We start from the raw sequence: 21,773 nt of genomic DNA on the forward strand, positions 1-21,773 counted from the left end.
TGCTGCTCCCCATTAAACCTTGGGGGCGCTGAAGAGAGCAACAGGTCCTCAAGAAACCAATTCGAAGAATTCTGTGCTGTTGTCCGTCTCGTCGTCAGTCAAAAACCAGGATTTCCCCTCACCTGTGGTTTTGTTGTCAAATCGAAAAGCTGTGCTTGAATGGTAACGACTGTAATCACTTCCTGTGAACACCAAGACCTCACCCTTTACGAAACTGTCGGTCTGCGTCTTGAAGTCCTTACGCAGGCGATACTCTTTTCCTTCCACTAATTCAATATCGTTCCGCCAAGTCCTTTTCATTTCACTTTCCTCTAGATCTGTGAGCAGATGTTGTTGGTGTAGTGAAAAGTTTTTATAAATCTAATTTAATTCCTAACCATTGGCTATTCGAAAGGCTTTATCAATCTCGCCGATTGCCGATTTAATTTCTGTTACGAGGTCGGCCGGAAGGTTTTTATTTTCTTTTGAAAGAAGCTTGGAAAGAACATCTCCAGCGCCCATCAAATACTCCGAAGAAGAAGTCACAAAAGCTTTAGCTGAGGCGATAAGCGCGGACGACAAACTTCTATCGATCCCCGGTTGCTTGGATAGTTGAAGTAGAAACTCTTTTAATTCATCAACGTTTTTAAATGTCATGGCAAGGGGCGACTTGGTTAATTTAACCGGGTCGGTGTGTTCTTTAATACGAGCTGATAACCCGAATTTCATTTGCCAATTCATAAATCCGCGTACTTACCCTTTCAAATTCCTCTCCAGAAACACCCCCTTGTGGGAAGTAGTCATTAAAAGAACCCATCCCACCGTAAACAGAACGCACAGAGCCACACAACCCCCGGACACCATCCCCAGGATATCCGGCTTTTTTTAGGTCAAGCGCCTCCGCCAGGAATCCTTCAAAGCCTCTCGTCCATGAAGCGGAAGTATCTCTCCGCAACATCGTGACCATCTTTTCGAGCTCGATAATTAAATCGTCTAGAATTTTATTCAATTCTCGTTTCATGGCAGAGGGTGCTCCACTTTAAATTCAGAAATCATCTTGCTCCTGGCCGAGGGCACAAAAACTTGGATCCTATCAATCCCTCCCATATAAACACCGCTTTGGTTGCTCGTTGGACCGAAATAGAATTTTTCCCCGGGTTTTAGTGTCAGAGAAATCGCACTATCGACGGGGGATTCCGCCAGCAAAACACCTCTATTATCAACCCACTGAGCTTTAACAGCCGAATCAATCCTCACAAGACTACGACTTTTGGGGACTTCAAACGAATAGAAACTCCCACCTGGATTAGCGGCGGTTCCCCCCTTCCACAATTTCAATTGCATTCCCGGTGGAACCACCCCTTCGGAATATTTTCCGCCCCAAAATGTTTTAGCGACCCCCTCAGGCAATGGGCCAGCGTTCATAGCATCGAACTGCCATTTGTAACTCGGAGACTTAACTGCATTCGATTCTAACAACACCTGTTTAAAATCTTGCAGAGGGATTTGCTTTGTCCCGGCCGGCTTGGGTGTGGCTACAAGGAACCCCCTTACTTTCTCGGCGAGGGGACTGGATTTATTAATCAGGTATTCTTGAAACTTAAGATCCGCCTTCTGAAAATGTTTTTGGATGGGTTTAAAGGAACCAACACCTATGCTTGCCAAGAAACCTAGAAGCTGTGCCGGGGCCTCGTCCACGCCGAACTTCTCCGCCACTTTGGCCACGCCGTAGGCCGTGGCGAGCATCGCCCCGGTGCTCACGGCGGCGGTTACGCCGAAATAAACCAGCCCGCCCACGCCGACCACCTGGGAAACCGTCTTCGCCCCCTTGAAACTGACCAGCATGTAGGTGCCGACGGCCTCGCCCGTTTTGGGGAACATCTCCGCCAGGGCGTTCAATTGGTCGAAATACATGACGTCAACGGCGCGGTTGACCAACCCCGCCCCCGCGTTGAAACTTGCGTTGATGGCTTGGACCAGCACGTTGTTGGGCTTGGCGGCGTAGGCGTTGTCCCGCATGGTCAACAGCTCGAGGGTCATTATCGCCGCTTGATCGGCGGACATCTGCCCGGCCATAACCATCGACCGCAGGGAGTTGACGGCGGCGTCGGCCTGTTCCTTGATCTTCGCTTTCTCCTCCGGGAAATAAAGGGCCGTGCGGCGGTTGAGCTCGTTATCGGTGATTTTCTCCGCCCCCTGCATGGTGCGCACATCCGCCCCCCGGAGGGATAAATCTTTCAAACCCGCCGCCATGCCGGACAAGGCCCTTTGGAAATCCGTTATCGGTTGGGCTTGTTCTTCGAGCGCCGTGATCTGCGTGGACAGGGAATTAACTTTCTCCCCCAACCGCGCGATCTCCTCCGGGTTTATCCGGTTATAGTCTTCGCCCGTGAGCGCCGCCTGCGTCTGGGCCAGCTGTTGCGCGGCGGCCTTCGCCTCTTTTTTCAAAGCCGCGTATTCGTTCGAAAAGCTGAAAGCGATCCGCTCCTCCAACCCCGTTTGTTGGGCCAAGTTGTTAAAGAGAACGCTGGACGTTAGACTTCGGTTCTCCACGCTCTGCGACAGCCGCCCCAGTTGGTTGGTGTTGGCCTCGGCCTGTTTGCCGATGGCGCTCGTCTGGGCGGTTAACTGTTTTATGTCCAACGGCGGTTTGGACTCTTGGATGAAGATCCGTTTGTCCCCCTGTTCCAGGAGGGCGCTGTTGAGCCGCATCAACCCCGCCTGCAGGGCGAAGGTGGCTTGTTTGAGGGTGACGGTCGGATCCACGCCGAACTGCCGGGCGGCGTCCTGATCCAGATCCACTTTCACCCCTTGAAAGTTGAACCGGCCGCCGATGGTCGTGTTGGCCGCGCCTTTGACCGGGCCTTGGTAGGTCATTTCCCCCGGACGGATCGTGCCGAGCCCGTCCACCCGCGTCGGCTGGGAGACAATCAAAGCGGTGCCCGCCCGCATCCGGTCGAAGTCCAAACCCACGGGGGTGATCGCCCCGTCTACGTTCGCCATGCTGACGGGGAGCAGCCCCCCGTTCTTGTCTTTGATCCCCCCAAAGCTGGATTCCATGGTGACGCCTTGGTTCAGCCGCAGGTTCCCGTCCTTGGCGGTGAAGGTGGAGCCCGGCTCCCAAACTTTCCCAAAGGCCACGGTGGCCTTGCCCACGGAAACAAACGCATTCGGCCCCGTGGGTTGGAGGTTGGGGTGCTGGGCCAGGATCTCTTTTTGTTGGGGAGAAACAGCCCCCGGCTTCTCCGAGCGGGTGAACACCCGCTGAATGACGTTGCCGATCGCTTGGCCGACCTTTTGAAACCCCGCTCCGATGCCTTTGAAAATGGATTGAACGGCCCCGAAGAACCCCGGCTTGCCTATCGTTATAGGTTGGAGCGGCTTTGCATCCTGGACAGGGGCCTTAATCGGGTTGGCCATGGCCAATTGGAAGAGGATCTTGGGTTTAAACGTGTCACGGGGGATCTGATCGGTTTTGAGGTCGATTTTCGGGGCGGTGAACCCGACGTTCTGCTTGAACGTCAAAACAGAGTTCATGTTGTTGATCTGCCGGTCCAGCTGGAAGGACGGCGAAAAGTTGTTTTGCGGGCGGTACTGGTTTTGATAGTCCTGGACGCGGGGCGGGGTGTAGGTGTACCGCTCGTCGTCGTAGGCGACGGCGGAGGCCGGGCCAAGGACGATGGCCAGGCTAAGGACGCCTGCTAAAACCTTATGGAACGCGGAGCCGAGCGGGAAGTCGCGCGAAGAAACCCGGCGCATGGGGAATCCTTCAAAAGTATTGGAAAACAAGGCTATTTTAAACCCGTTTCCGTCGGAAGTCAAGCCGTTGAATGGTGGTTTTTGGGGTGGCGGGCGGGTCAGAGCCCGGCGGCCGCGCGTTCGGCGTCGTCCACGGTGCGGCCGATCAGCTTTTTGAATTCGCCTTTGGCGATGCGGTTGTAGCTGTTGCGCGGGAACACCACGAACTCCTGGTCGATGTACGACCGCCCCACCGTGAAGTACAAGGGCTGCACGGTGGTCATCCGGTCCCCGTTCAAAAAGAAAATGTAGCGCCCGCCTTCCCGCAGGCCCGCCCGCCGCGGCGAAACGAACGCCCCCGCTGGCGCGCTCCACACGCCGCGCAGCCACGTCGGCGCGCCCGCGCCCTTGATGTTTTCAATCACATCCAACCGCGCCTCGCCGCGCTCGTTCAGTTCCACCACGCGCGCGTCCACGATCCACCGTCCGTCCAGCACCGGCGCCGGCACCCGCGCCGACGCGCCCGCCCCGCTCGCCCCCACCCAAAACGCCAACAGCAAAATCTTTTTCATAAATCCTCCGGGTCTGTCCTACGCTTCCATGACACCACCCCCCGATGAAAGTTCCCGAAAGGTATAATGCCCCCGTTGGCCCATATATAAGGAGTCCCCCCATGAAAAAGCTGTTGTATTGCTTTATTCCGATTTTCGCGGCCTGCGTGGTTTCCGCCCAAGGTCTCGAGGTGGAAATGCGCGCCGCCACGCCGACCGGCGCCGGCGAATCGCTGGGGACCGTCCGCCTTGTGGAAACAAAATACGGCCTGGCCTTTTATCCCAACCTGGCGGGCTTGCCCACGGGCCTTCACGGTTTTCACGTCCATGAGAACCCTTCCTGCGAGCCCGGCCAGAAAGACGGCAAGACCGTGGCCGCGCTGGCGGCGGGCGGACACTACGATCCCAAGAACACCAAGGCCCACGGCGAACCCTGGGGCGACGGCCACCTGGGCGACCTGCCCGCGCTTTATGTCGATCCCGACGGCACCGCCGTCAACCCCGTGCTCGCGCCGCGCCTGCGGATGAAAAACGTCCGCGGCCGCTCGCTCATGATCCACGTGGGCGGCGACAACCACGCCGACCACCCGATGCCCCTGGGCGGCGGTGGCGCGCGCATGGCCTGCGGCGTCATTCCAGAATAGGAGAACCCCCATGCCCGCACGAAACGCTCAAAACCCGATCAAATCCATCGGCCAAAAAAGCCGTGACAACTTTAAACCCGCGGCGGGGTCCGGAGGCCTTCCGTCCCACGGCGGCGCCGGTTTCGTCCGCTGCCCCTCCTGCGGGGCCGACGCGCCCTTAAAACCCGGCTTCCGCCCCTCCTCGCAGAAATGCCCGAAATGCGGCGCGGCCCTGGTAAAAAAATAATCCCGGTTTGCTTCGCGTGACGGCCGCGCCGTCGGCCGCCCGACGGTTCCGGGCGGGCGCCATCGCGGCCGCGCTTTGGGCCCTTCTGGCCGTGGTGGCGTTCGGCCTCGCCCAAGGCCAACCGCCGTTGCGCGTGTCCCTCCTCCGGGCCCTTCTCCCGCCGCCCCTCGCGGCGCTCGCGGGCCTCTTTCACCACGTCCCGGCCCTCGTTGGCCTCATGTTGTTTGGGTTGTTGACCGTCGGCCTGGGCCGCGCGGTCCTTCGTCGTTGGCGGCCGCTGTGTTTTAATTTCCCGGAAACAATCGGCCTGTCCCTGGCGATCGGCGCGGGGCTGCTCAGCGCGGGGGTGTGGTGCCTCGGCGCGACGGGTGGCCTGAACACGACGGGCGTTGCCGCGATCACGGTCCTCGGCCTGGGGGTCGTCGCCTTCGATTGGACACAACACCCGCCGCAACTCCCCCGCTTTCGCCTCGGCCGCGTCGACGGGCCGACATTGCTGCTCTGGGCCCTTCCGGTCGCGGTTCTGGGGATCACCGGACTGTTCGCCCTCGCGCCGGCGCGCTTCTACGACGCGCTGGTCTATCACCTCGCGTTGCCGAAGCTGTATTTGCTGGAAAACCGCTGGGTCCCCACCCCCACTTTTCTTTTCGGGGGTTTCCCCATGCACACCCACGCGCTCTTCGCCTGGGCCCTCGCCCTGGGGGACGCGCGTTGGGCCGCCCTTGTCCATTGGGGTTTCGGCGTCGGCGCGGCTTTGCTGTTCTGGGGCGCGGGGGAACGCGCCCGCAACCGCTTCGGCGGCGCCCTGTCGTCGGCCGTCTTTTTTTCGACGCCGGTGGTCGCTTTCGCCCTGCCGCGCGCGGGGGTGGATGTGTCGACCGCCTTTTACACCCTGGCCGCGGTGGTCCTGGCGGGGCGCGCGCTCGACGAGGCGCCCCGGGCGCGACACGTCTGGCTGACGGCGGGGCTTCTCGTCGGCTGGACCATGGGGATCAAATACACCAACGTCCCCTTGGGGTTGGTTTTCCCTTTTCTGCTTTGGCGACTCGGGCTGCCGCGCCCATCGATGGCGCGGTTCCTGGCGGGCCTGACGATCGCCTTTTTGCCCTGGGTTGTTAAAAACCTCGTCGGCTACGGCAATCCCGTCTTCCCTTTCCTTCAGGGCTGGTGGAACCCCGCCGGTTTCCCCCTGGACGCCCGCGCCATGAACGTCGACGCCTGGGGACGTCCCTGGGACAACGTGTTTTCGGGCCAATGGCTTTTGCCGTTCCGCTGGTTGCTCCACCCCTGGACGATTTCCCTCACCGGTCGGTCCGAATTCGATTTCGTCGGGCCTCTTTTCTTGATGGGCCTGCCGCTCCTGTTTTTTGTGGTCCGGGACACGAAAGCGCGGCGGCTGGGGCTCCTGGGCCTGGGCGCGGCCTGGATGGCGTGGTGGCCTTTCTCCGGCATGCCGCGGTTCTTTCTGGGCGGGTTGGCCCTGTTGGCGTTCCTGTTCGGCCAAGGGGTGTCGCGGCTCGAGGGCCGTCGAGCCCGCTGGGTGTTATCGCTGGGGCTGTTGCTCGCGGCGACGGGGCCGCTCACCCGCGGGTTGTACGGGTTGGCCCGGGACATCGGTTGGGAACATCTGGCCCAACCGCAAAGTCGCGATCGGGTTTTGGCCACCCCCGCCGGGACGTACGCCGCGCCCGCCCACCCGTCCATGGTTTGGATCAACCGGAACGCCCCGGCCGACGCCCGCGTGCTGGTCATCGGCGACGCCCGCGGTTACGGGCTGGAACGCCCGTTCCGCGTCACCAGCGCTCTCGATGTCGATTGGTTTTTGTGGGTGGTGCGAAAGGCCGCCGACGGGGGGGAAATCGCCCGAACGCTCGCCGGGGAGGGGTTCACGCATTTGTTGGTCAACCCGGCGGAGATGGCCCGGGTCGGCCAGCCCGCCGGGTTCACGGCCGAGGAGTTCCAGCGGGCCGCGCGCTTTTGGGCGTTTTACACGGAAAAATTATTCGAGGACGGCTCCGCGGCTTCGGCGCCGCCCCGTTGGTCCTTGGTTTACCGTTTGGTCCCCCGACGCGAAACCCCCGCCGCCGGCGCCATTCCCTGGGTGGATTTGGCCTTTCAAGCGCCCGGGGAGGGCGGCCTCAAATAAGGAACCCCGCGATCGTTTCAACCACGTAGGCCTGTTGGGCTTCCGTCAAGCCGGGATAGATCGGCAACGCCAGGGTTTCCCGGGCGGCCCGTTCCGACTCGGGGAAATCCCCGGGACGGTGGCCCAAGTACGCGAAACATTCCTGCAGGTGCAGCGGCACGGGATAGTACACCTCCGTCCAGATGTCTTTCGACTTGAGGTGTTCGATCAGCGCGTCGCGGCGCGGGGCCCGGATCACGAACTGGTTGTAGATGTGCGGCCGCACTTCCGGCGGCAACACCACGCCTTTCCTTTCCAATCCCGCCGCGGCGAACAGCTTCCGATAACGCGCCGCGTTCTCCCGCCGGGCGCTCGTCCAGGCGGGCAGATGGGGCAGTTTCACCGAAAGGATCGCCGCCTGCAGGGCGTCGATCCGGAAATTCCCCCCCACCCACTTGTGATAATACTTGGGTTTCGAGCCGTGCACCCGAAAGATCTTCAATTTTTCCGCCAGGGCGTCGTCCTGGGTGGTGACCAGCCCCGCGTCGCCGAAAGCGCCCAGGTTTTTGCTGGGGAAAAAGGAGAAACACCCGAAGGCGCCCGCGGCGCCCGCTTGTTTCCCGGCCAGGCCCCCGCCGAGGTCCACGCCGATCGACTGCGCCGCGTCCTCGATCAGGGGAATCTTCCGCGCTTCGGCCAGGGACCGCAGGGCGTCCATGTCCGCGGCTTGGCCGTAGAGGTGCACCGGCAGGACGGCCTTGGTCCGGGGCGTGATCGCGGCGGCCGCTTTGGCCGCGTCGATGTTAAAGGAGCGGGGATCGATGTCCACAAACACCGGTTTCGCCCCGACGCGGGCGATGGCGCCCGCCGTGGCGAAAAACGTGTACGGGGTGGTCACGACCTCATCGCCCGGGCCGACCCCCAACACCATGAGCGCCACCAAGAGCGCGTCGGTGCCCGAGGAAACCCCGATCGCGTGCTTCACCCCGCAGGCGCGGGCGGCCGCGGCTTCGAACGCATCCACCGCGGGACCGAGGATGAACATTTGACTGTCCATCACCCGCTCCATCGCGGCGAGAATTTCCGCGCGCAACGGTTTGTTCTGCGCGGCCAAATCCAACAAGGGCACTTTCATGGGTGGGATCCTTTCATTGAAAAACTCGCCGGGACGGGGACGAACCGCTATTCCAAAACGATGCGGTAGTCTTCCCAGGCCAGGGTGCGGTCGATGTCGACTTCCACCTTCCGGTGGATGATTTTTTCCAACCGGTCCTGCCGCTCGCGGACGAAATCCCCGACGCCGGGGGCCAACGTCACCTTCAGGCGCCCCTCGGTCCGCCCCTGGGTGAGCTCGTGGATCTCCTTTTGCACCCGCAGGTACATGGATTCCCGCGAGAGGACGTTGCCCGAACCCGCGCAATCGGCGCAGGGCTCCGACAAAAGCGACAAAAGGGATTCCCGACGGCGTTCGCGCGTCATTTCCACCAGCCCCAACCGCGTGATGGGCAGGATCTTGATTTTGGCACGGTCGTACTTCGTGGCCTCTTCCAGCACTTCGACGACCTTGATCTGGTTGCGCTTGCGCCGCATGTCGATGAAGTCGATGACGATGATGCCGCCGATGTTCCGCAACCGCAACTGCTTGGCGACCTCCTCGGCCGCCTCCAGGTTCGTGGCCGTGACGGTTTCTTCCTGGGATTTGTGGCCGATGAATTTCCCCGTGTTGACGTCGATGGCGCAGAGGGACTCCGCCTCCTGGATGATGATGTAGCCGCCGGAGGGCAGGTCGATGCGCTGTTGGCGGATGTGCGCCAGCTCGCGATCGACGCCGAAGGCCTGGAAGATCGGCGTCTTGCCCGTGTAATGCTGCACCCGGTCGGCCAGCTCGGGGGCCAGGCCGGTGACGAAATCCTTGACCTCTTTGTATTCTTGGCGGTCGTCGACGAGAAAGATCTGCGCGTCGGAGGTGAGCAGGTCGCGCGCGACCTGGAACGTCAAGCCCAATTCGCGGTGGATGAGGGTGCCCGACTGGGCGCTCTCGTATTTCCGCTGGATGCCCTCCCACAGTTTCGCGAGGTACTTGAGCTCGGCGCGCAGCTCCCCCTCGTCGGCGCCCTCGGCCTCGGTGCGCACGATGATGCCGCCCGCCATGTTCTCCTCGTCGATGATCCGCCGCAGCCGTTCGCGCTCCTCGGGCTCCTCGATGTTTTTGGAGACGCCGAGGTGGTCGCTCTTCGGCATGTAAATCAAGTACCGCCCCGGCAGCGAGATGTCCATGGTGACTTTCATGCCCTTGGTGCTGATGGCTTCCTTCGCCACCTGGACCATGATGTCCTCGTTGCGTTTGATCATTTTTTCGATGTGGCGCTCCTTGGCGTTGGAGACCACGTCGGTCACGTACAGGTACGCGTTCTTCTCGAACCCCGTGTTGACGAAGGCGCTCGAAATGCCGGGGAGCACGTTTTCCACCCGGCCTTTGTAGATGTTGCCGACCAGCTTGGCCATGCCCAGGGCGGGCCGCTCGATCATGAATTCGGCGAGCCGGCCGTTGTCCAACACGGCGATGCGCGTCTCCTCGGGCAAAACGTTCGCGATGATTTCTCTTTTCATTTTTTTATTTCCTTTTCAGTGAATTACAAAAGATAACGTCGAAGATGGATGGACAACAACAGGCCCACCGCCATAAAAGATCCCACCAAACCCGACCCGCCGTAGGACAGGAAGGGCAGGGGCACCCCGGTCACCGGCATGAGCCCCATGGCCATGCCGATGTTGATGAGCCCCGAAAAGGTGAAGAACGTGCCCAGCGCCACGGCCAAATGCCGGCCGAAACGGTCGCGCGCGGTGAAGGCGATGTCGAACGCCCGCCACGCCACCCAAAAGAACACCGTGAGCACGAACAACGCGCCCAGGAAACCCGTCTCTTCCCCCACGTGGGAGAAGATGAAGTCCGTGTGTTTTTCGGGCAGGAAGCCCAACTGGGTCTGGCTTCCCGACATGTACCCCTTGCCGACGAAACGCCCGGACCCCAGGGCGATTTCCGACTGTAAAATGTTGTACCCCGCGCCCAAGGGATCCACCGCGGGATCGACAAAAGCGATGAGCCGCTTCCGCTGGTAGGGTTTGAGCGCCCGGTCCACCACGAAGGACCCCCCCACCCCCGCCGCGAGGACCACGAGGACGGTGAAGAGGTGGAAACCCGTCACGTGGAACCGCAACTTTCGGAGCAGCCACCAAAAGAGGACCGCCCCCACCGCCACGCCCGACCACAGGAACATCAGGGGCCGCGTTTGTTGAAACGCCTTGGACAACCACGGCAGGACCGCGCTGTCGGCCCAACGGTCTCCCACGATGGAAAAATACGTGCCCGTGAGCGGGATCCCCAGCGCGATCGCCGCGCAGGCGACGATGGCCACCAGAAAACCCAAGGGCGCCCCCGCGGAAAACAGGACCGCCAAGGTCATGGGACCCATCACCAAGGCGCTCGACAAATCGGGCTGGAGAAGGATCAACCCGAAGTAAAACCCCGCCAACACCAACAGGGGCACGGCCCCCGCCCATTGGCGGACCTCCCGGTAACGCCTGTCCGCGTAGGCCGCCAGCGCGGCCGCCAAAGCCAGGCGCACGACCTCCACGGGCTGGAAATAAACGGGGCCCAAATCGAGCCAGGACCGTGACCCCCTCAACCGCGTTCCGAAAATCAAGGTGACCAAAAGCACGACCGCCCCCGTCGCGTACACGCCCCGGGAGTAGGTTTGGAAAACCTGGTAGGGCAGGAGCGCCAGGAGCACCATGGCGAGGAACCCCACGAAAATCCCCAGGCCTTGTCGCGTCAAGTACCCGGACGCTCCGCCGGTGTGCGCCGTGGCCGAAAAAATAAAAAGAAACCCGAAGGTCGCCAGGGTCAAAACCGCCGCGAGCAAGCTCCAATCGAGCCGGGCGAGGACGCGCGGCGCGCCGGAGCGCTCGTTGACGCGGAAGAACCGGGGAACGATCTCGACCACGGATCAAACCCTCCCCGGGGGAAAAGCGGTGTCGATGATCCGCTTGGCGATGGGGCCCGCCGCCGCGGAACCGTGACCGCCGTTTTCGACAAAGACCAACACGGCGATTTCCGCGGGTTGCCCTTTGGGCCCCGCGTAGGCGGCGAACCAAGCGTGGTCTTCGCCGTGGGGGTTTTGGGCGGTCCCGGTCTTGGCCCCCAGGTCCAGGTCCGGGCGATAAATCACCCGCCCCGACCCCTGGGACACGACGTTGCCCATCGCCCGGTGGAGGGTGCCCCAGGTGGCGTTGTTCAGTTCAACCGTCCGTCTTATCTCGGATTTCCCGCGCCAAAGCGTTTGGCCCGTGGTGGCGCGCGCCTCCCGGACCAAGTAGGGTTTCCACACCGTGCCGCCGTTGGCCACGGCGGCCACGAACACCGCCGCCTGCAGCGGCGTGGACAACACAAAACCTTGCCCGATGGCCGTGTTGAGCGTGTCGCCGTCAAACCATCCTTCGCGGCGCGCGCGTTTCTTCCATTCGCGATCGGGCATGAGCCCCGACGATTCGGAAGGCAGGTCGATGCCGGTTTTCTCGCCGAACCCGAACGCCTTGGCGCGGGACGCCAGGGCCTCGGGGCCCGCCGTCAACCCGATGTTGTAAAAATAGATGTTGCAGGACCACGCCACGGCGCCCCAAAAGTCCTGTCGGTGATGTTTGTTCCAGCATTTAAATTCGCGAACGCCCCCGGTGATGGGCAAAAGATAGACCCCGTTGCAATAAAAAGTGCGGTGGGTGTCCCACCGGGCGTCGTTGAGGCCCGTCAAAGCGGTGATAATTTTGAAAACCGAGCCCGGGGGGTAGACCCCCTGCAAGGCCCGATTGAAAAACGGTTGGCGCGGGTCGATGACATGGCGGGCCAGGCTTTCCGAGGGATCAAAACCCGGACGGCTGGCCAGCGTCAACACCGCCCCGGTTCGCGGATCGAGGACCACCGCCGCGCCCCGACCGGAGGGCGAGGCGTCCAGTCCGGCTTCCGCGACCTGTTGCAGTCGACGGTCGAGGGTCAAGTGCAAATCGGCCCCCGGCACCGAAGACAGACGCCCCAACACCTGGATGTGCCGCCCCGCGGCGTCCGTGACGAACTGCAGGCCGCCGTCGGTGCCGCGCAACAAATCGTCGTAAACTTTTTCCACCCCGCCCCGCCCGATAAACTGGCCCGACCGCCAACGATCGCGATCCCTTTTTAAATCGTTGTCATCCACTTCGCTGACATAACCCAGGAGATGGGCCGCCAGCGATCCATAGCGCGTTCGCCGCTGGGGCTCCGCCAACACGTTCACGCCGGGAAGAAAAGCGCGCCGCTCCATGATCGCCAGGGCCGATTCCCGGGGGATGTTGGCCAGAAGCCGGGTCATTTTTCCCGTCCGCTGGGCCTCGGCCATTTTGCGTTGGAGGGCGGTCCGTTGATCGGGAAGCCGCCGAACCAGCTCCGCCAAAACGGCCTCCGGGGTGAAAACCGTGTCCCCGCCCCGGGCGTAGAACAAGGAAAACCGCGGGGCGTTGTCCAACAGCGCGTCGTCTTTGCCGTCGGTTTGGGCGTAAATGAGTCCGCGCGGGGCCAAAAACGGAAGGAGTTGGGTGCTGTTTCGCTCCGCGCGACGGGAAAATTCGGGCCCGCGGACGACCTGGAGGAAAAAAAGGCGGAGAGCCAGCAAAACAAAAACGCCGGTCGCCAAGGTGGACAGGACGAACAACCGCCGATCGTCGCGCGCGGACAGGGGCGCGTTTTCGCGATTATTCACGATCGCCCTGCACGGGCGCGCGCCACGCCGAAATCCAAACCGATTGGGCCCAAAACACCGCGGGGGCCGCGCACGCGTTGAGAATAACGCCGATGACGAGATGACCGAGGCCCGGGGCCACCATGGGAACCGTCTGCAAAAAGAACCCGCGAAGAACCATCGCGCCGCCGAAGAGGACAACGGTGCCCAAAGCGGCCACGGTGATTTGGGTGATCAATTTGTCGGCGTTGAGTTCCCGGGCCGAGAGTCCCGCCGCGGCCCCCGCGAGCATCAAAAGCCAACCTTGGGTTCCGAACGCCGTCGCGCCGTAGGCGTCCGCGGCCAAACCCCAGAAGAAGCCCAGCGTCATGGCGAGCCGGGTGCTGTTTCGAAGACCAAAAGCCAGCGTGGCCAGCAACAACCAATGGGGCGTGGGAAAAGCCGACGGAACAAGAAAGACGAAGAGGGTTTGAAAAATCCAAACCAGCAACAACGTGGTCACGACAAACAGGATGTTCCGATTCACGCCGGGTTCTCCGGGGAAACCACCAACACTTCGCGCAAAGCCCCCATTCTTGCGGCCGGCGAAAGGATCGCGCGTTTGGCGCTGCCCCCCGAGGGTTCCAACACGTCCAGGACACGCCCGATCAAGAGCCCGGACGGAAACACCCCGCCCAGCCCCGAACTGACAATTTCGTCCCCGGGGCGAACGTCCGCGTCGGAAAACAAATAGTTCAAAAGCAACCGGTTGGCGCCCCGCCCCTCCACCAACCCCTGGTCCCCCGTTCGGTCAACGTGGGCGGACAACGCCGAGAACGGGTCGGTCAACAACACGACCCGGGCTTTTCCGTCCGGCATGACTTCCCGGACCTGCCCCAGGACCACCGGCCGCCCCCCCACCACCGTGACGACCGCGTCCCCCATGCCCACCGGGGAAGCCGGCTTCACCAGCACGCTGTGGAACCAATCCGTCGCCTCCCGCGCCCACACCCGGGCCGTGGTCCGGCGGTAATGGGGCCACCGCGGCAACCCGAGCAACCGGGTCAGGCGGTCGTTTTCTTCCTCGACCATTTTTTGTCGAACGGTGTCGAGGCGGCCGTCCAGCCAACGCGATTCAAATTCCGCCGCGCGTTGATCGGCCCGCAGGAGGCGGGCCAAGCGTTGCCCGAACCGACCCCATTGGTCCATTTGGGCCACCAAGGGGGACCCGGCCGGAAGCCAAAGATAATAAAAAGAATGCTTTAAGGATTGGACGACCCGGTCCGCGGACCAAGCCAGGAGGCAAACGGAGACCAACGTGTACGTGCCGAAGAGAATCGGGGTGCGGTGCCGCTCAAACAAAATGGGTTCTCCCTCGCGTCCGGGGTGGGGCCTGTCGAGCGGACGGGCCGGTCCCGGATTTCGCGGTGACGGAAGGGAGCGGACGAGGCGGGATTAAAACGACGGGCGGACGCGGGAGCGCTTGATGTTGTCAAGCTCTTCCAGATAGCGGCCGCAACCCATCACGACGCAGGTCAAGGGGTCGGCGGCCCGGGTCACGGGGAGCTCCGTCTCTTTGGAGATGAGCTCCGGCACGCCGCGCAGGAGGCATCCGCCCCCCGCCAGCACGATGCCGCGATCCACCAGGTCGGCCGACAGCTCCGCCGGGGTTTCCTCCAGCGTCGCCTTGACCACGTCCACGATGAGTTTCAGAGGTTCGGAAAGGGCCTGCCGGACTTCCTCGGACGATATCGCGATCGTCTTCGGCAAACCGGTGACTTGGTCCCGTCCCTTCACCTCCATGGTTCGCTCCTCGACCTGCGGCACGGCGCTGCCAATCTTGATCTTGACATCCTCCGCCGTCGTCTCGCCGATGAGCAAATTGTACTTCCGTCGAAAATATTGCACGATGGCCTCGTCCATTTCGTCCCCGGCCACATCCAAGGACTTCGAGACCACCATCCCCCCCAAGGAAATCACGGCCACCTCCGTGGTGCCGCCGCCGATGTCCACAATCATGTTGCCCGAAGGCTCCGAGATGGGCATTTCGGCGCCGATGGCCGCCGCCTTGGGTTCCTCAATCAACTCCACGAATCGCGCGCCCGCCTGGTCCGCGGCTTCCTTCACGGCCCGTCTCTCCACTTCGGTGATCCCGGACGGAATTCCGATGACCACCCGCGGGTGGAGCAAGCTGCGGCGGTTGTGCACTTTCCGTATGAAATATTTGATCATTTCCTGCGTGACATCGAAATCCGCGATGACCCCGTTCCGCAGGGGGCGCACGGCGATGATGTTCGCGGGGGTCTTGCCGAGCATGCGCTTGGCTTCGAGTCCGAAGGCGACCGGCTCCCGGGTGTCCCGGTTGATCGCGACGACGGAGGGTTCTTTCAACACGATCCCCTGCCCCTTGACGTAGACGAGGGTGTTGGCCGTACCGAGGTCAATCCCCATGTCGTTCGAAAAGAGGCTGAAGATGTAGTCGAACAAGCGCGTCCTCCGACGTTAAGAAACGAGGCGGATCAACGCCACCGGGGCGTTGTCGCCGGACCGCGCGCCCAACCGGTGGATGCGGGTGCAACCGCCGGGCCGGGCCTGGTAGCGCGGGACCAACACATCATAGATTTTTTTTCGCACGTCTTCGTCGTTCACGTCCGCGGTCACGCGGCGGCGGCTTTCCAAGGTGTTCTTTTTGGCCCGCGCCAACACGCCTTCGGCGAACCGCGACAACTCCTTCGCTTTGGCGACGGTCGTGCGGATCTCCTCGTGGCGGAACAAGCTCACCGTGAGGCTCCGCAGGAGCGCCATCCGCGCCCCGGTGGGGCGGGACAGTTTGCGTCCGGCGTGGGTGTTCATGACTTGGCCTCGCTCGCCGCCGCGGGCGCCAACATGCCCAGCGACAGGTTGTGCTCCTTCAAGCGCTCCTGGATTTCCTCCAGGGACTTCTTGCCGAAATTCTTGAAGCCCAGGAGTTCCTCTTCCGTTTTGGACACCAGATCGTTGATGGTGCGGATCTTGGCGGCTTTGAGGCAGTTGGAGGCGCGGACCGTCAGTTCGATCATGTCCACCGATTGGTCCAACAAATCCTTCATTTTGCCCGTCGGTTCCGGAGCGTCCGCCGCCGTGTTTCCGGCCTCGGCGGGGACGGACTCCTCGGCCGGCAAGAACACACCGACCGTGCTTTTGAGAATGCGCGCGGCGCGGGTCACGGCGTCTTGGGGGGTGATCGAACCGTCGGTCCAAACTTCCAGGACCAATTTGTCGTAGTCGGTCATCTGCCCCACGCGGGCGTTTTGAACTTCGTAGTGGGCCTTGGTCACGGGCGAGAACAAAGCGTCCACCGGGATGGTGTTGACCGGTTGGCCGTCCCGTTTCAAGCGGTCGGCGGTGACGAAACCGCGACCCCGCCCGACTTCGATTTCCACGTCCAATTCCGCGCCCGCGTCCAAATGGGCGATGATGTGGTCGGGGTTCAACACTTCCACCGACGAAGTCGCTTCGATGTGCTTGGCCTTCACTTCGCCGCCTTTTTTCTTCAGGGTGAGCAATTCCGGCCCGGCCGTCCGCAGGCGGAAGCGCAGCTGGCGGAGATTCAGCAACAGGGTGATCACGTCTTCCTGAACGCCTTTCAGGCTTGAGAATTCATGCGGGGCGCCCTTGATGCGGACGGCGGTGACCGCCGCGCCCTCCAAGGACGACAGAAGGATTCGCTTGAGCGAATGCCCCACCGTTTGGCCGTACCCCCGTTCAAAGGGTTCGGCGACAAACTTGCCGTGGGTCTCCCCGGCCGTTTCGGCCTCCAACTTTTGCGGCAACACCAATCCAAGATTCGTCATAAAGCGGCTTCCTCCTAAAAAGGGGTTCGGCTATTTGCTGTAAAGTTCGACGATGAACTGCTCGTTCACGGGATAGGACATTTCCTGCCGGCTCGGCCAGGATTTCACTTGCCCCGCGAGGGTCACGCCCTCGAGGCTGATGGAATCCATGGACCCCTTGACGGCGTTGGCGACGCTCCCGTCCCACTCCAACCAGGCCGGCAACCCGCGTTGAAAAGCGGTGTGCAGCGATCGTTTGACGAAGAGATTCGCGCGAAGGCCATCCACCAAGGCGATCCGGTCGCCGGGTTTCACCTGATAGGAGGAAATGTTCACGGGCTTGCCGTTCACCGTCACGTGGTTGTGCGAGACCAACTGCCGGGCCGCGCGCGGGGATGTGGAAAACCCCAAACGGCGGACCACGTTGTCGAGCCGGGTTTCCAGCAGGCGCAACAGGTTCTCGCCGGTGTTGCCGGCGGCGTGGGCGGCCGTGGCGAACAGGCGCCGGAACTGTCTCTCCAAAACGCCGGAGATGCGGCGCGCTTTCTGCTTCTCACGCAGACGCTTGGCGTATTCGGTGGGCTTGCCGGCGCGGCGGGCGCCGTGCTGGCCTGGGGGCAACACGCCCTCTCTGTCCATGGGGCACTTGCCGAAGCAACGATCGCCCTTCAGGAAAAGTTTGACGCTTTCGCGACGGCACAACTTGCAAACGGGACCAATGTATCGAGCCACGAAGTTTCTCCTTTACACTCGCCGCGCTTTGGGCGGTCGGCATCCATCGTGCGGTATCGGCGTCACGTCTTTGATGGCGGTGACGACCAGGCCCGCGCCCTGAAGGGCGCGGATGGCGGTTTCGCGTCCCGAGCCGGGTCCTTTGACGAACACCGACACGGTCTTGACACCCAGGGCGATGGCTTTTTTGGCGGCGTTGTCCGCCGTGACCTGCGCGGCGAACGGCGTGCCTTTTTTGGTGCCCTTGAACCCCGCGCTGCCCGCGGTGGCCCAAACGATCGAGTTGCCCCGGTCGTCGGTGATGTTCACGATCGTGTTGTTGAAAGACGATTGAATGTACACGCGGGCGTTGGCGATGTCGCGCCAGGCCTTTTTCTTCAGTTTCGGCGCCGGGCCGGCGGGTCGCGCCGGGGCTTTCGCCGGGGGGGTCTTGGGGGCGTCTTTGCGCACTTCGGGTTGATCAGCCATGAATTCTCCTCGTCTCTAAAAAAAATTACGCCTTGGCGGCGGTGGCCGGCGCGGCGCCCGTGCCGGGTTTCGCCGAGCCGACGGTCTTCCGTCGTCCACGGCGCGTGCGGCCGTTCGAGCGCGTGCGCTGCCCGCGGGCCGGCAGATTGCGCCGGTGGCGCGAGCCGCGGTACGAACCGATTTCGATCAAGCGGCGGATGTTCGCGTTGATCTCGCGGCGCAAATCGCCTTCAATTTTGTAACTGCGGCTGATCTCGGTGTTGATTTTCGAGACTTCCGCCTCGGTCAAATCTTTCACGCGGGTCGACGCGGACACGCCCGTCGCCTTGAGAATGTCCATCGACCGCATGGGGCCGATGCCGTAGATGTAGGACAGGGCCACATCCACGCGTTTGTGTTTCGGAAGATCCAATCCTGCGACGCGAGCCATTGAGTTCTCCTTGAAAGTCCCGGCTTAGCCCTGGCGTTGCTTGTGCCGGGGATTCGAGCAGAGCACGTAAAGTTTTCGGTGCCGGCGCAAAACGCGGCACTTGTCACAAATGGGTTTCACCGACGCGCGAACTTTCATTTCATTTCTCCCTGTAGGTGATGCGGCCGCGGGTGAGGTCGTAAGGCGACAGTTCCACTTTGACCTTGTCCCCGGGCAAAATCTTGATGTAGTGCATCCGCATTTTTCCGGAAATGTGGGCGAGCACCTTGTGCCCGCCTTCGACTTCCAAACGAAACATCGCGTTGGGCAAGGCTTCCAACACGCGCCCTTCCATTTCTATTTTTTCTTCTTTGGTCATACCGTCCTTAGGGTTCATTCAAAAATAACTGACTCAATTTGGCCGGTGACTTTTGGCCCTGGCCCGCGTTGCTCATCGCTCACTTACCGTCCAGTAAGCTCGCTCTTCGCGCCTTGTCCTGGACCAAAATCCCCTCGGCCAAACAGGCCACTTATTTCTGAAGGAACCCTTAGTCCACCAACGTCAAAATTTCGGGGCCCGCGTCGGTGATCGCCACCGTGTGCTCAAAATGGGCCGAGGGGCGACCGTCTTCCGTCACCACCGTCCAACCGTCCGACAGGGTGCGCACTTTCCAAGTGCCCGCGTTGAACATGGGCTCCAGGGCCAGCACCAACCCGGCGTCCAACCGCAATCCCGCGCCCGGTTCGCCGCAATTGGGAACGGACGGCCCTTCGTGCATTTGCCGGCCGATCCCGTGACCGACGAAATCGCGCACCACGCCGTACCCCTTGGCTTCGGCCGTTTTTTGAATCGCCGCGCCGATGTCCCCGAGCCGTTGCCCCACGCGCGCGGCGTCGATGCCGCGCCCCAGGGCCTCCCGCGTCGTGTTCAAGAGGGCTTCGCGGTCTTCCGCGATTTTGCCGACCGGGAACGTGGCCGCCGTGTCGCCGACAAACCCATCGAGCGTGGCTCCCACGTCGATCCCGATCACATCGCCTTCCTTCAAAATCCGTTTGGGATGGGGGATCCCGTGCACCACTTCCTCGTTGATCGAAGCGCAAATGGTCGCCGGATAGCCCAAATAACCCAGGAACGTCGGCGTGGCGCCCGCCGCTTTGATCGTTTCGCGCGCGACGCGGTCCAGCTCCGCGGTCGACACGCCCGGTTGGACGGCCCGTCCGACCGCGGCCAGGGCCCGCGCGGCCACGCGTCCCGCTCGGCGCATGCGGGCCAAATCCGCCGCCGATTTCAATTCAATGCGGCGGTCCCCCATCAGGGGCGGGGCATCTTGTCCAAAGCGACGACCATGGCCACAAACACCTCCGCCACGGGGCGGTCGGCCGAAACGGTCTCCAACAGTTCCAAACCGCGGTAGTAAGAAATCAGCGGTTCGGTCAAATCGTCGTACACCCGGAGGCGCTTTTCGATGGTTTCGGCGCGGTCGTCTTCCCGGTGGATCAGCGCGGCGGCGTCCACGTCGCACACGCCCGTTTGCTGGGGGGGTTGCGTCAGTAAATTATACACCTTTGCGCATTTGGGGCATTGGCGGCGGCTGGACAGCCGTCGGACGACTTCTTGCTGGTCCAGTTTCAGATAAAGAACTTTTTCCAACGGGCGGTTCGCCGCGCGGAGGTAGTCGCCCAACCCTTCGGCCTGGGCCACCGTGCGGGGGAACCCATCCAAGAGAAAACCCTTGGTGCAATCCGGCTGGGTGAGGCGTTGGGTGACGATCGTCAACACGAGTTCGTCGGGCACCAGCCGACCGGAACTCACGTAATCCTGAACCTGAAGACCCAATTCCGATTTTTTCGCGATTTCTTGACGGAAAATATCGCCCGTTGAAATGTGCGGCACTTTGTAGCGCTCGGACAACGGTTTCGCCTGCGTTCCCTTCCCGGAGCCGGGGGCTCCCAACAAAACGACGTTCATCGCGATGACCTCAGTTGCCGGCGCCGCCGCCGGCGCCGACGTTGAACCACCGGCCCTTCACGCGACCGGTTTTAGAAAAACCTTCGTAATGCCCCATGATGAGGCGCGATTCCAACTGCCCGATGGTGTCCAACGCGACACCCACCGTGATCAGAACCGATGTTCCGCCGAAGTAAAAGGGGGTGTTGACGAACCGATGCAACAAATCGGGAAGGATGGCCAGCGCCGCCACGAACAGGGCGCCGCCCAGGGTGATGCGGGAAAGGACGGTGTTGATGTAGGTGGCGGTCGGTTCCCCCGGCCGGATCCCCGGGATAAACCCACCCCATTTTTTCAGGTTTTCGGCGAGGTCCATGGGATTGAACTGCACCGAGTTGTAAAAGTAGCAGAAAAATATGATGAGGCCCGCGTAAAGCGCCTCGTACCACCAGTGGCGGCCGCTCCAAAACCCCATCACTTTTTTCGACAGTTCCGCGTCGGGGTTAAAAGACGCGAACGTCACCGGCACCGAAAGGAGGGACACCGCGAAAATGACGGCGATCACCCCGGATTGATCCACTTTGAGGGGCAGGAACGTGCTGGCCCCGCCGTACATTTTCCGACCCACCATCCGCTTGGCGTATTGCACGGGGATCTTCCGTTGCGCGGTCTCGACCCAGACCACAAGGCCGGTGACCAAAAGGATGAACGCCAGGAGGCCCAAGGCCCCGACGATGCTGCGCTGCTGAAGTTGGAATATATCCACGATCAGGTTTTTGGCCGCGGGGAAAAACCGGTCCACGATGCCCGTGAAAATCATGAGCGAGATGCCGTTGCCGATGCCGAGTTCCGTGATTTGCTCGCCGAGCCACATGATGAACAGCGTCCCCGTCGTCAAGGTGATCACCGTCGTGAAAATGAAAAGGGCGCCCGGATCCCGGACCACGGCGATTTCGCCCGGAAGCGTGATCTTCGTGATCAACGTCGTCAAACCATAGGATTGGATGAGGGCCAGGAGCAAGGTGAAATAGCGGGTGATCTTGTTCATCTGCTTGCGGCCCGTTTCGCCTTCTTTCGCCAGTCGGTCGAGGTAAGGGATAACGTGCGCGCCCTGCAGCAAGCTCATGATGATCGAGGAGTTGATGTAGGGCATGACCCCCAGAGCGAAAATCGACATCCGCCCCAAAGCCCCCCCGGAGAACATATCCAGAAACCCCAGGAAATTGTTGGACTGGGATTTGAACAACTGCTGCAGGGCGGCCGCGTCGATTCCCGGGATGGGGATCGCCACGCCCACCCGGTAAATGACCAAAATCCCCAACGTGAAGAGGATGCGTCGGCGGAGGTCCGGGATCTTGAAGATGTTGGCGAAAGAGTTCATGGTCGCTGCGGCGCGC

Annotated in this window: 25 protein-coding genes; 3 read left to right on the top strand and 22 right to left on the bottom strand. The window is 61.8% G+C overall.

Annotated features, from left to right (window positions below; all coding sequences use genetic code 11):
- Window positions 1–48: 48 nt before the first annotated feature.
- The 5 genes from IPI56_10080 to IPI56_10100 form a co-directional block, all read right to left on the bottom strand.
- Window positions 49–300, bottom strand: a complete 252-nt coding sequence (locus IPI56_10080) for a hypothetical protein (GenBank protein ID MBK7546073.1) — start codon at window positions 298–300, stop codon at window positions 49–51.
- 72 nt (window positions 301–372) lie between these two features.
- A complete protein-coding gene (locus IPI56_10085; protein MBK7546074.1) occupies window positions 373–708 on the bottom strand; it encodes a hypothetical protein in 336 nt (111 codons plus the stop codon).
- Window positions 680–1,000, bottom strand: a complete 321-nt coding sequence (locus IPI56_10090; protein MBK7546075.1) for a hypothetical protein — start codon at window positions 998–1,000, stop codon at window positions 680–682. Before IPI56_10090 ends, IPI56_10085 begins: the two co-directional genes overlap by 29 nt.
- Window positions 997–3,738 carry a hypothetical protein gene (locus tag IPI56_10095; protein MBK7546076.1) on the bottom strand — a complete coding sequence of 914 codons (2,742 nt, stop codon included), beginning with the start codon at window positions 3,736–3,738 and terminating at the stop codon, window positions 997–999. Before IPI56_10095 ends, IPI56_10090 begins: the two co-directional genes overlap by 4 nt.
- Window positions 3,739–3,836: 98 nt before the next feature.
- Window positions 3,837–4,289, bottom strand: coding sequence for a hypothetical protein (locus tag IPI56_10100; protein MBK7546077.1), 453 nt, complete (start codon window positions 4,287–4,289; stop codon window positions 3,837–3,839).
- Between the two features lie 101 nt (window positions 4,290–4,390).
- On the opposite strand from IPI56_10100, the gene IPI56_10105 reads away from it, so the two are divergent.
- From IPI56_10105 to IPI56_10115, 3 genes are read left to right on the top strand one after another with little or no spacing between them, the layout of a single operon-like run.
- Window positions 4,391–4,912, top strand: a complete 522-nt coding sequence (locus IPI56_10105) for a superoxide dismutase family protein (GenBank protein MBK7546078.1) — start codon at window positions 4,391–4,393, stop codon at window positions 4,910–4,912.
- 10 nt (window positions 4,913–4,922) lie between these two features.
- Window positions 4,923–5,138 (top strand): hypothetical protein, encoded by a 216-nt coding sequence (locus IPI56_10110; GenBank protein ID MBK7546079.1) that lies wholly within the window; start codon window positions 4,923–4,925, stop codon window positions 5,136–5,138.
- Window positions 5,139–5,145: 7 nt separating this feature from the next.
- On the top strand, window positions 5,146–7,284 hold the full coding sequence (locus IPI56_10115; protein MBK7546080.1) for a hypothetical protein: 2,139 nt from the start codon (window positions 5,146–5,148) through the stop codon (window positions 7,282–7,284).
- Here the strand turns inward: IPI56_10115 and IPI56_10120 are convergent.
- From IPI56_10120 to secY, 17 genes are all read right to left on the bottom strand, one after another.
- Window positions 7,277–8,398, bottom strand: a complete 1,122-nt coding sequence (locus IPI56_10120; protein MBK7546081.1) for a DegT/DnrJ/EryC1/StrS family aminotransferase — start codon at window positions 8,396–8,398, stop codon at window positions 7,277–7,279. The genes IPI56_10115 and IPI56_10120 overlap by 8 nt on opposite strands.
- 47 nt (window positions 8,399–8,445) lie before the next feature.
- Window positions 8,446–9,873 (bottom strand): Rne/Rng family ribonuclease, encoded by a 1,428-nt coding sequence (locus IPI56_10125; GenBank protein MBK7546082.1) that lies wholly within the window; start codon window positions 9,871–9,873, stop codon window positions 8,446–8,448.
- A gap of 23 nt (window positions 9,874–9,896) precedes the next feature.
- Complete coding sequence (rodA, locus tag IPI56_10130) at window positions 9,897–11,267, bottom strand: rod shape-determining protein RodA (protein ID MBK7546083.1); 1,371 nt, start codon at window positions 11,265–11,267, stop codon at window positions 9,897–9,899.
- A 3-nt stretch (window positions 11,268–11,270) separates the two neighbouring features.
- On the bottom strand, window positions 11,271–13,049 hold the full coding sequence (gene mrdA, locus IPI56_10135) for a penicillin-binding protein 2 (GenBank protein MBK7546084.1): 1,779 nt from the start codon (window positions 13,047–13,049) through the stop codon (window positions 11,271–11,273).
- A complete protein-coding gene (gene mreD / locus IPI56_10140) occupies window positions 13,042–13,554 on the bottom strand; it encodes a rod shape-determining protein MreD (GenBank protein ID MBK7546085.1) in 513 nt (170 codons plus the stop codon). The genes mrdA and mreD overlap by 8 nt, the downstream gene beginning before the upstream one ends.
- A complete protein-coding gene (locus IPI56_10145; protein ID MBK7546086.1) occupies window positions 13,551–14,369 on the bottom strand; it encodes a rod shape-determining protein MreC in 819 nt (272 codons plus the stop codon). Before IPI56_10145 ends, mreD begins: the two co-directional genes overlap by 4 nt.
- A gap of 93 nt (window positions 14,370–14,462) precedes the next feature.
- A complete protein-coding gene (locus tag IPI56_10150) occupies window positions 14,463–15,482 on the bottom strand; it encodes a rod shape-determining protein (GenBank protein MBK7546087.1) in 1,020 nt (339 codons plus the stop codon).
- Window positions 15,483–15,509: 27 nt separating this feature from the next.
- Window positions 15,510–15,860 carry a 50S ribosomal protein L17 gene (gene rplQ, locus IPI56_10155; protein MBK7546088.1) on the bottom strand — a complete coding sequence of 117 codons (351 nt, stop codon included), beginning with the start codon at window positions 15,858–15,860 and terminating at the stop codon, window positions 15,510–15,512.
- The gene (locus IPI56_10160) at window positions 15,857–16,840 is read right to left on the bottom strand and encodes a DNA-directed RNA polymerase subunit alpha (protein ID MBK7546089.1); all 984 of its coding nucleotides are present in this window, start codon (window positions 16,838–16,840) and stop codon (window positions 15,857–15,859) included. The genes rplQ and IPI56_10160 overlap by 4 nt, the downstream gene beginning before the upstream one ends.
- 30 nt (window positions 16,841–16,870) lie before the next feature.
- Window positions 16,871–17,551 (bottom strand): 30S ribosomal protein S4, encoded by a 681-nt coding sequence (gene rpsD, locus IPI56_10165; GenBank protein ID MBK7546090.1) that lies wholly within the window; start codon window positions 17,549–17,551, stop codon window positions 16,871–16,873.
- A 12-nt stretch (window positions 17,552–17,563) separates the two neighbouring features.
- Window positions 17,564–18,019 carry a 30S ribosomal protein S11 gene (gene rpsK / locus IPI56_10170; protein MBK7546091.1) on the bottom strand — a complete coding sequence of 152 codons (456 nt, stop codon included), beginning with the start codon at window positions 18,017–18,019 and terminating at the stop codon, window positions 17,564–17,566.
- A gap of 25 nt (window positions 18,020–18,044) precedes the next feature.
- On the bottom strand, window positions 18,045–18,449 hold the full coding sequence (rpsM, locus tag IPI56_10175) for a 30S ribosomal protein S13 (GenBank protein ID MBK7546092.1): 405 nt from the start codon (window positions 18,447–18,449) through the stop codon (window positions 18,045–18,047).
- 24 nt (window positions 18,450–18,473) lie between these two features.
- The gene (gene rpmJ / locus IPI56_10180; GenBank protein ID MBK7546093.1) at window positions 18,474–18,587 is read right to left on the bottom strand and encodes a 50S ribosomal protein L36; all 114 of its coding nucleotides are present in this window, start codon (window positions 18,585–18,587) and stop codon (window positions 18,474–18,476) included.
- A 1-nt stretch (window position 18,588) separates the two neighbouring features.
- Window positions 18,589–18,807 (bottom strand): translation initiation factor IF-1, encoded by a 219-nt coding sequence (infA, locus tag IPI56_10185; protein ID MBK7546094.1) that lies wholly within the window; start codon window positions 18,805–18,807, stop codon window positions 18,589–18,591.
- A 169-nt stretch (window positions 18,808–18,976) separates the two neighbouring features.
- Entirely contained in the window at window positions 18,977–19,741 is a 765-nt protein-coding gene (gene map, locus IPI56_10190) for a type I methionyl aminopeptidase (GenBank protein MBK7546095.1), read from the bottom strand.
- Window positions 19,741–20,397 (bottom strand): adenylate kinase, encoded by a 657-nt coding sequence (locus IPI56_10195; protein ID MBK7546096.1) that lies wholly within the window; start codon window positions 20,395–20,397, stop codon window positions 19,741–19,743. Before IPI56_10195 ends, map begins: the two co-directional genes overlap by 1 nt.
- A 10-nt stretch (window positions 20,398–20,407) precedes the next feature.
- Window positions 20,408–21,757, bottom strand: a complete 1,350-nt coding sequence (gene secY / locus IPI56_10200; protein MBK7546097.1) for a preprotein translocase subunit SecY — start codon at window positions 21,755–21,757, stop codon at window positions 20,408–20,410.
- Window positions 21,758–21,773 lie beyond the last annotated feature (16 nt).

It is taken from the genome of Elusimicrobiota bacterium (genome assembly GCA_016706425.1).
Taxonomy (GTDB): domain Bacteria; phylum Elusimicrobiota; class Elusimicrobia; order FEN-1173; family FEN-1173; genus JADJJR01.

Bases quoted from the DNA above. Each gene is read 5' to 3' on its own strand.
- IPI56_10095 (MBK7546076.1), bottom strand. From the start codon at position 3,738: ATGCGCCGGGTTTCTTCGCGCGACTTCCCGCTCGGCTCCGCGTTCCAT.
- IPI56_10120 (MBK7546081.1), bottom strand. From the start codon at position 8,398: ATGAAAGTGCCCTTGTTGGATTTGGCCGCGCAGAACAAACCGTTGCGC.
- IPI56_10105 (MBK7546078.1), top strand. From the start codon at position 4,391: ATGAAAAAGCTGTTGTATTGCTTTATTCCGATTTTCGCGGCCTGCGTG.
- rpmJ (MBK7546093.1), bottom strand. From the start codon at position 18,587: ATGAAAGTTCGCGCGTCGGTGAAACCCATTTGTGACAAGTGCCGCGTT.
- IPI56_10160 (MBK7546089.1), bottom strand. From the start codon at position 16,840: ATGACGAATCTTGGATTGGTGTTGCCGCAAAAGTTGGAGGCCGAAACG.
- map (MBK7546095.1), bottom strand. From the start codon at position 19,741: ATGGGGGACCGCCGCATTGAATTGAAATCGGCGGCGGATTTGGCCCGC.
- IPI56_10100 (MBK7546077.1), bottom strand. From the start codon at position 4,289: ATGAAAAAGATTTTGCTGTTGGCGTTTTGGGTGGGGGCGAGCGGGGCG.
- rplQ (MBK7546088.1), bottom strand. From the start codon at position 15,860: ATGAACACCCACGCCGGACGCAAACTGTCCCGCCCCACCGGGGCGCGG.
- IPI56_10080 (MBK7546073.1), bottom strand. From the start codon at position 300: ATGAAAAGGACTTGGCGGAACGATATTGAATTAGTGGAAGGAAAAGAG.
- IPI56_10090 (MBK7546075.1), bottom strand. From the start codon at position 1,000: ATGAAACGAGAATTGAATAAAATTCTAGACGATTTAATTATCGAGCTC.
- infA (MBK7546094.1), bottom strand. From the start codon at position 18,807: ATGACCAAAGAAGAAAAAATAGAAATGGAAGGGCGCGTGTTGGAAGCC.
- IPI56_10085 (MBK7546074.1), bottom strand. From the start codon at position 708: ATGAAATTCGGGTTATCAGCTCGTATTAAAGAACACACCGACCCGGTT.
- IPI56_10110 (MBK7546079.1), top strand. From the start codon at position 4,923: ATGCCCGCACGAAACGCTCAAAACCCGATCAAATCCATCGGCCAAAAA.
- rpsK (MBK7546091.1), bottom strand. From the start codon at position 18,019: ATGGCTGATCAACCCGAAGTGCGCAAAGACGCCCCCAAGACCCCCCCG.
- rpsM (MBK7546092.1), bottom strand. From the start codon at position 18,449: ATGGCTCGCGTCGCAGGATTGGATCTTCCGAAACACAAACGCGTGGAT.
- IPI56_10125 (MBK7546082.1), bottom strand. From the start codon at position 9,873: ATGAAAAGAGAAATCATCGCGAACGTTTTGCCCGAGGAGACGCGCATC.
- secY (MBK7546097.1), bottom strand. From the start codon at position 21,757: ATGAACTCTTTCGCCAACATCTTCAAGATCCCGGACCTCCGCCGACGC.
- IPI56_10195 (MBK7546096.1), bottom strand. From the start codon at position 20,397: ATGAACGTCGTTTTGTTGGGAGCCCCCGGCTCCGGGAAGGGAACGCAG.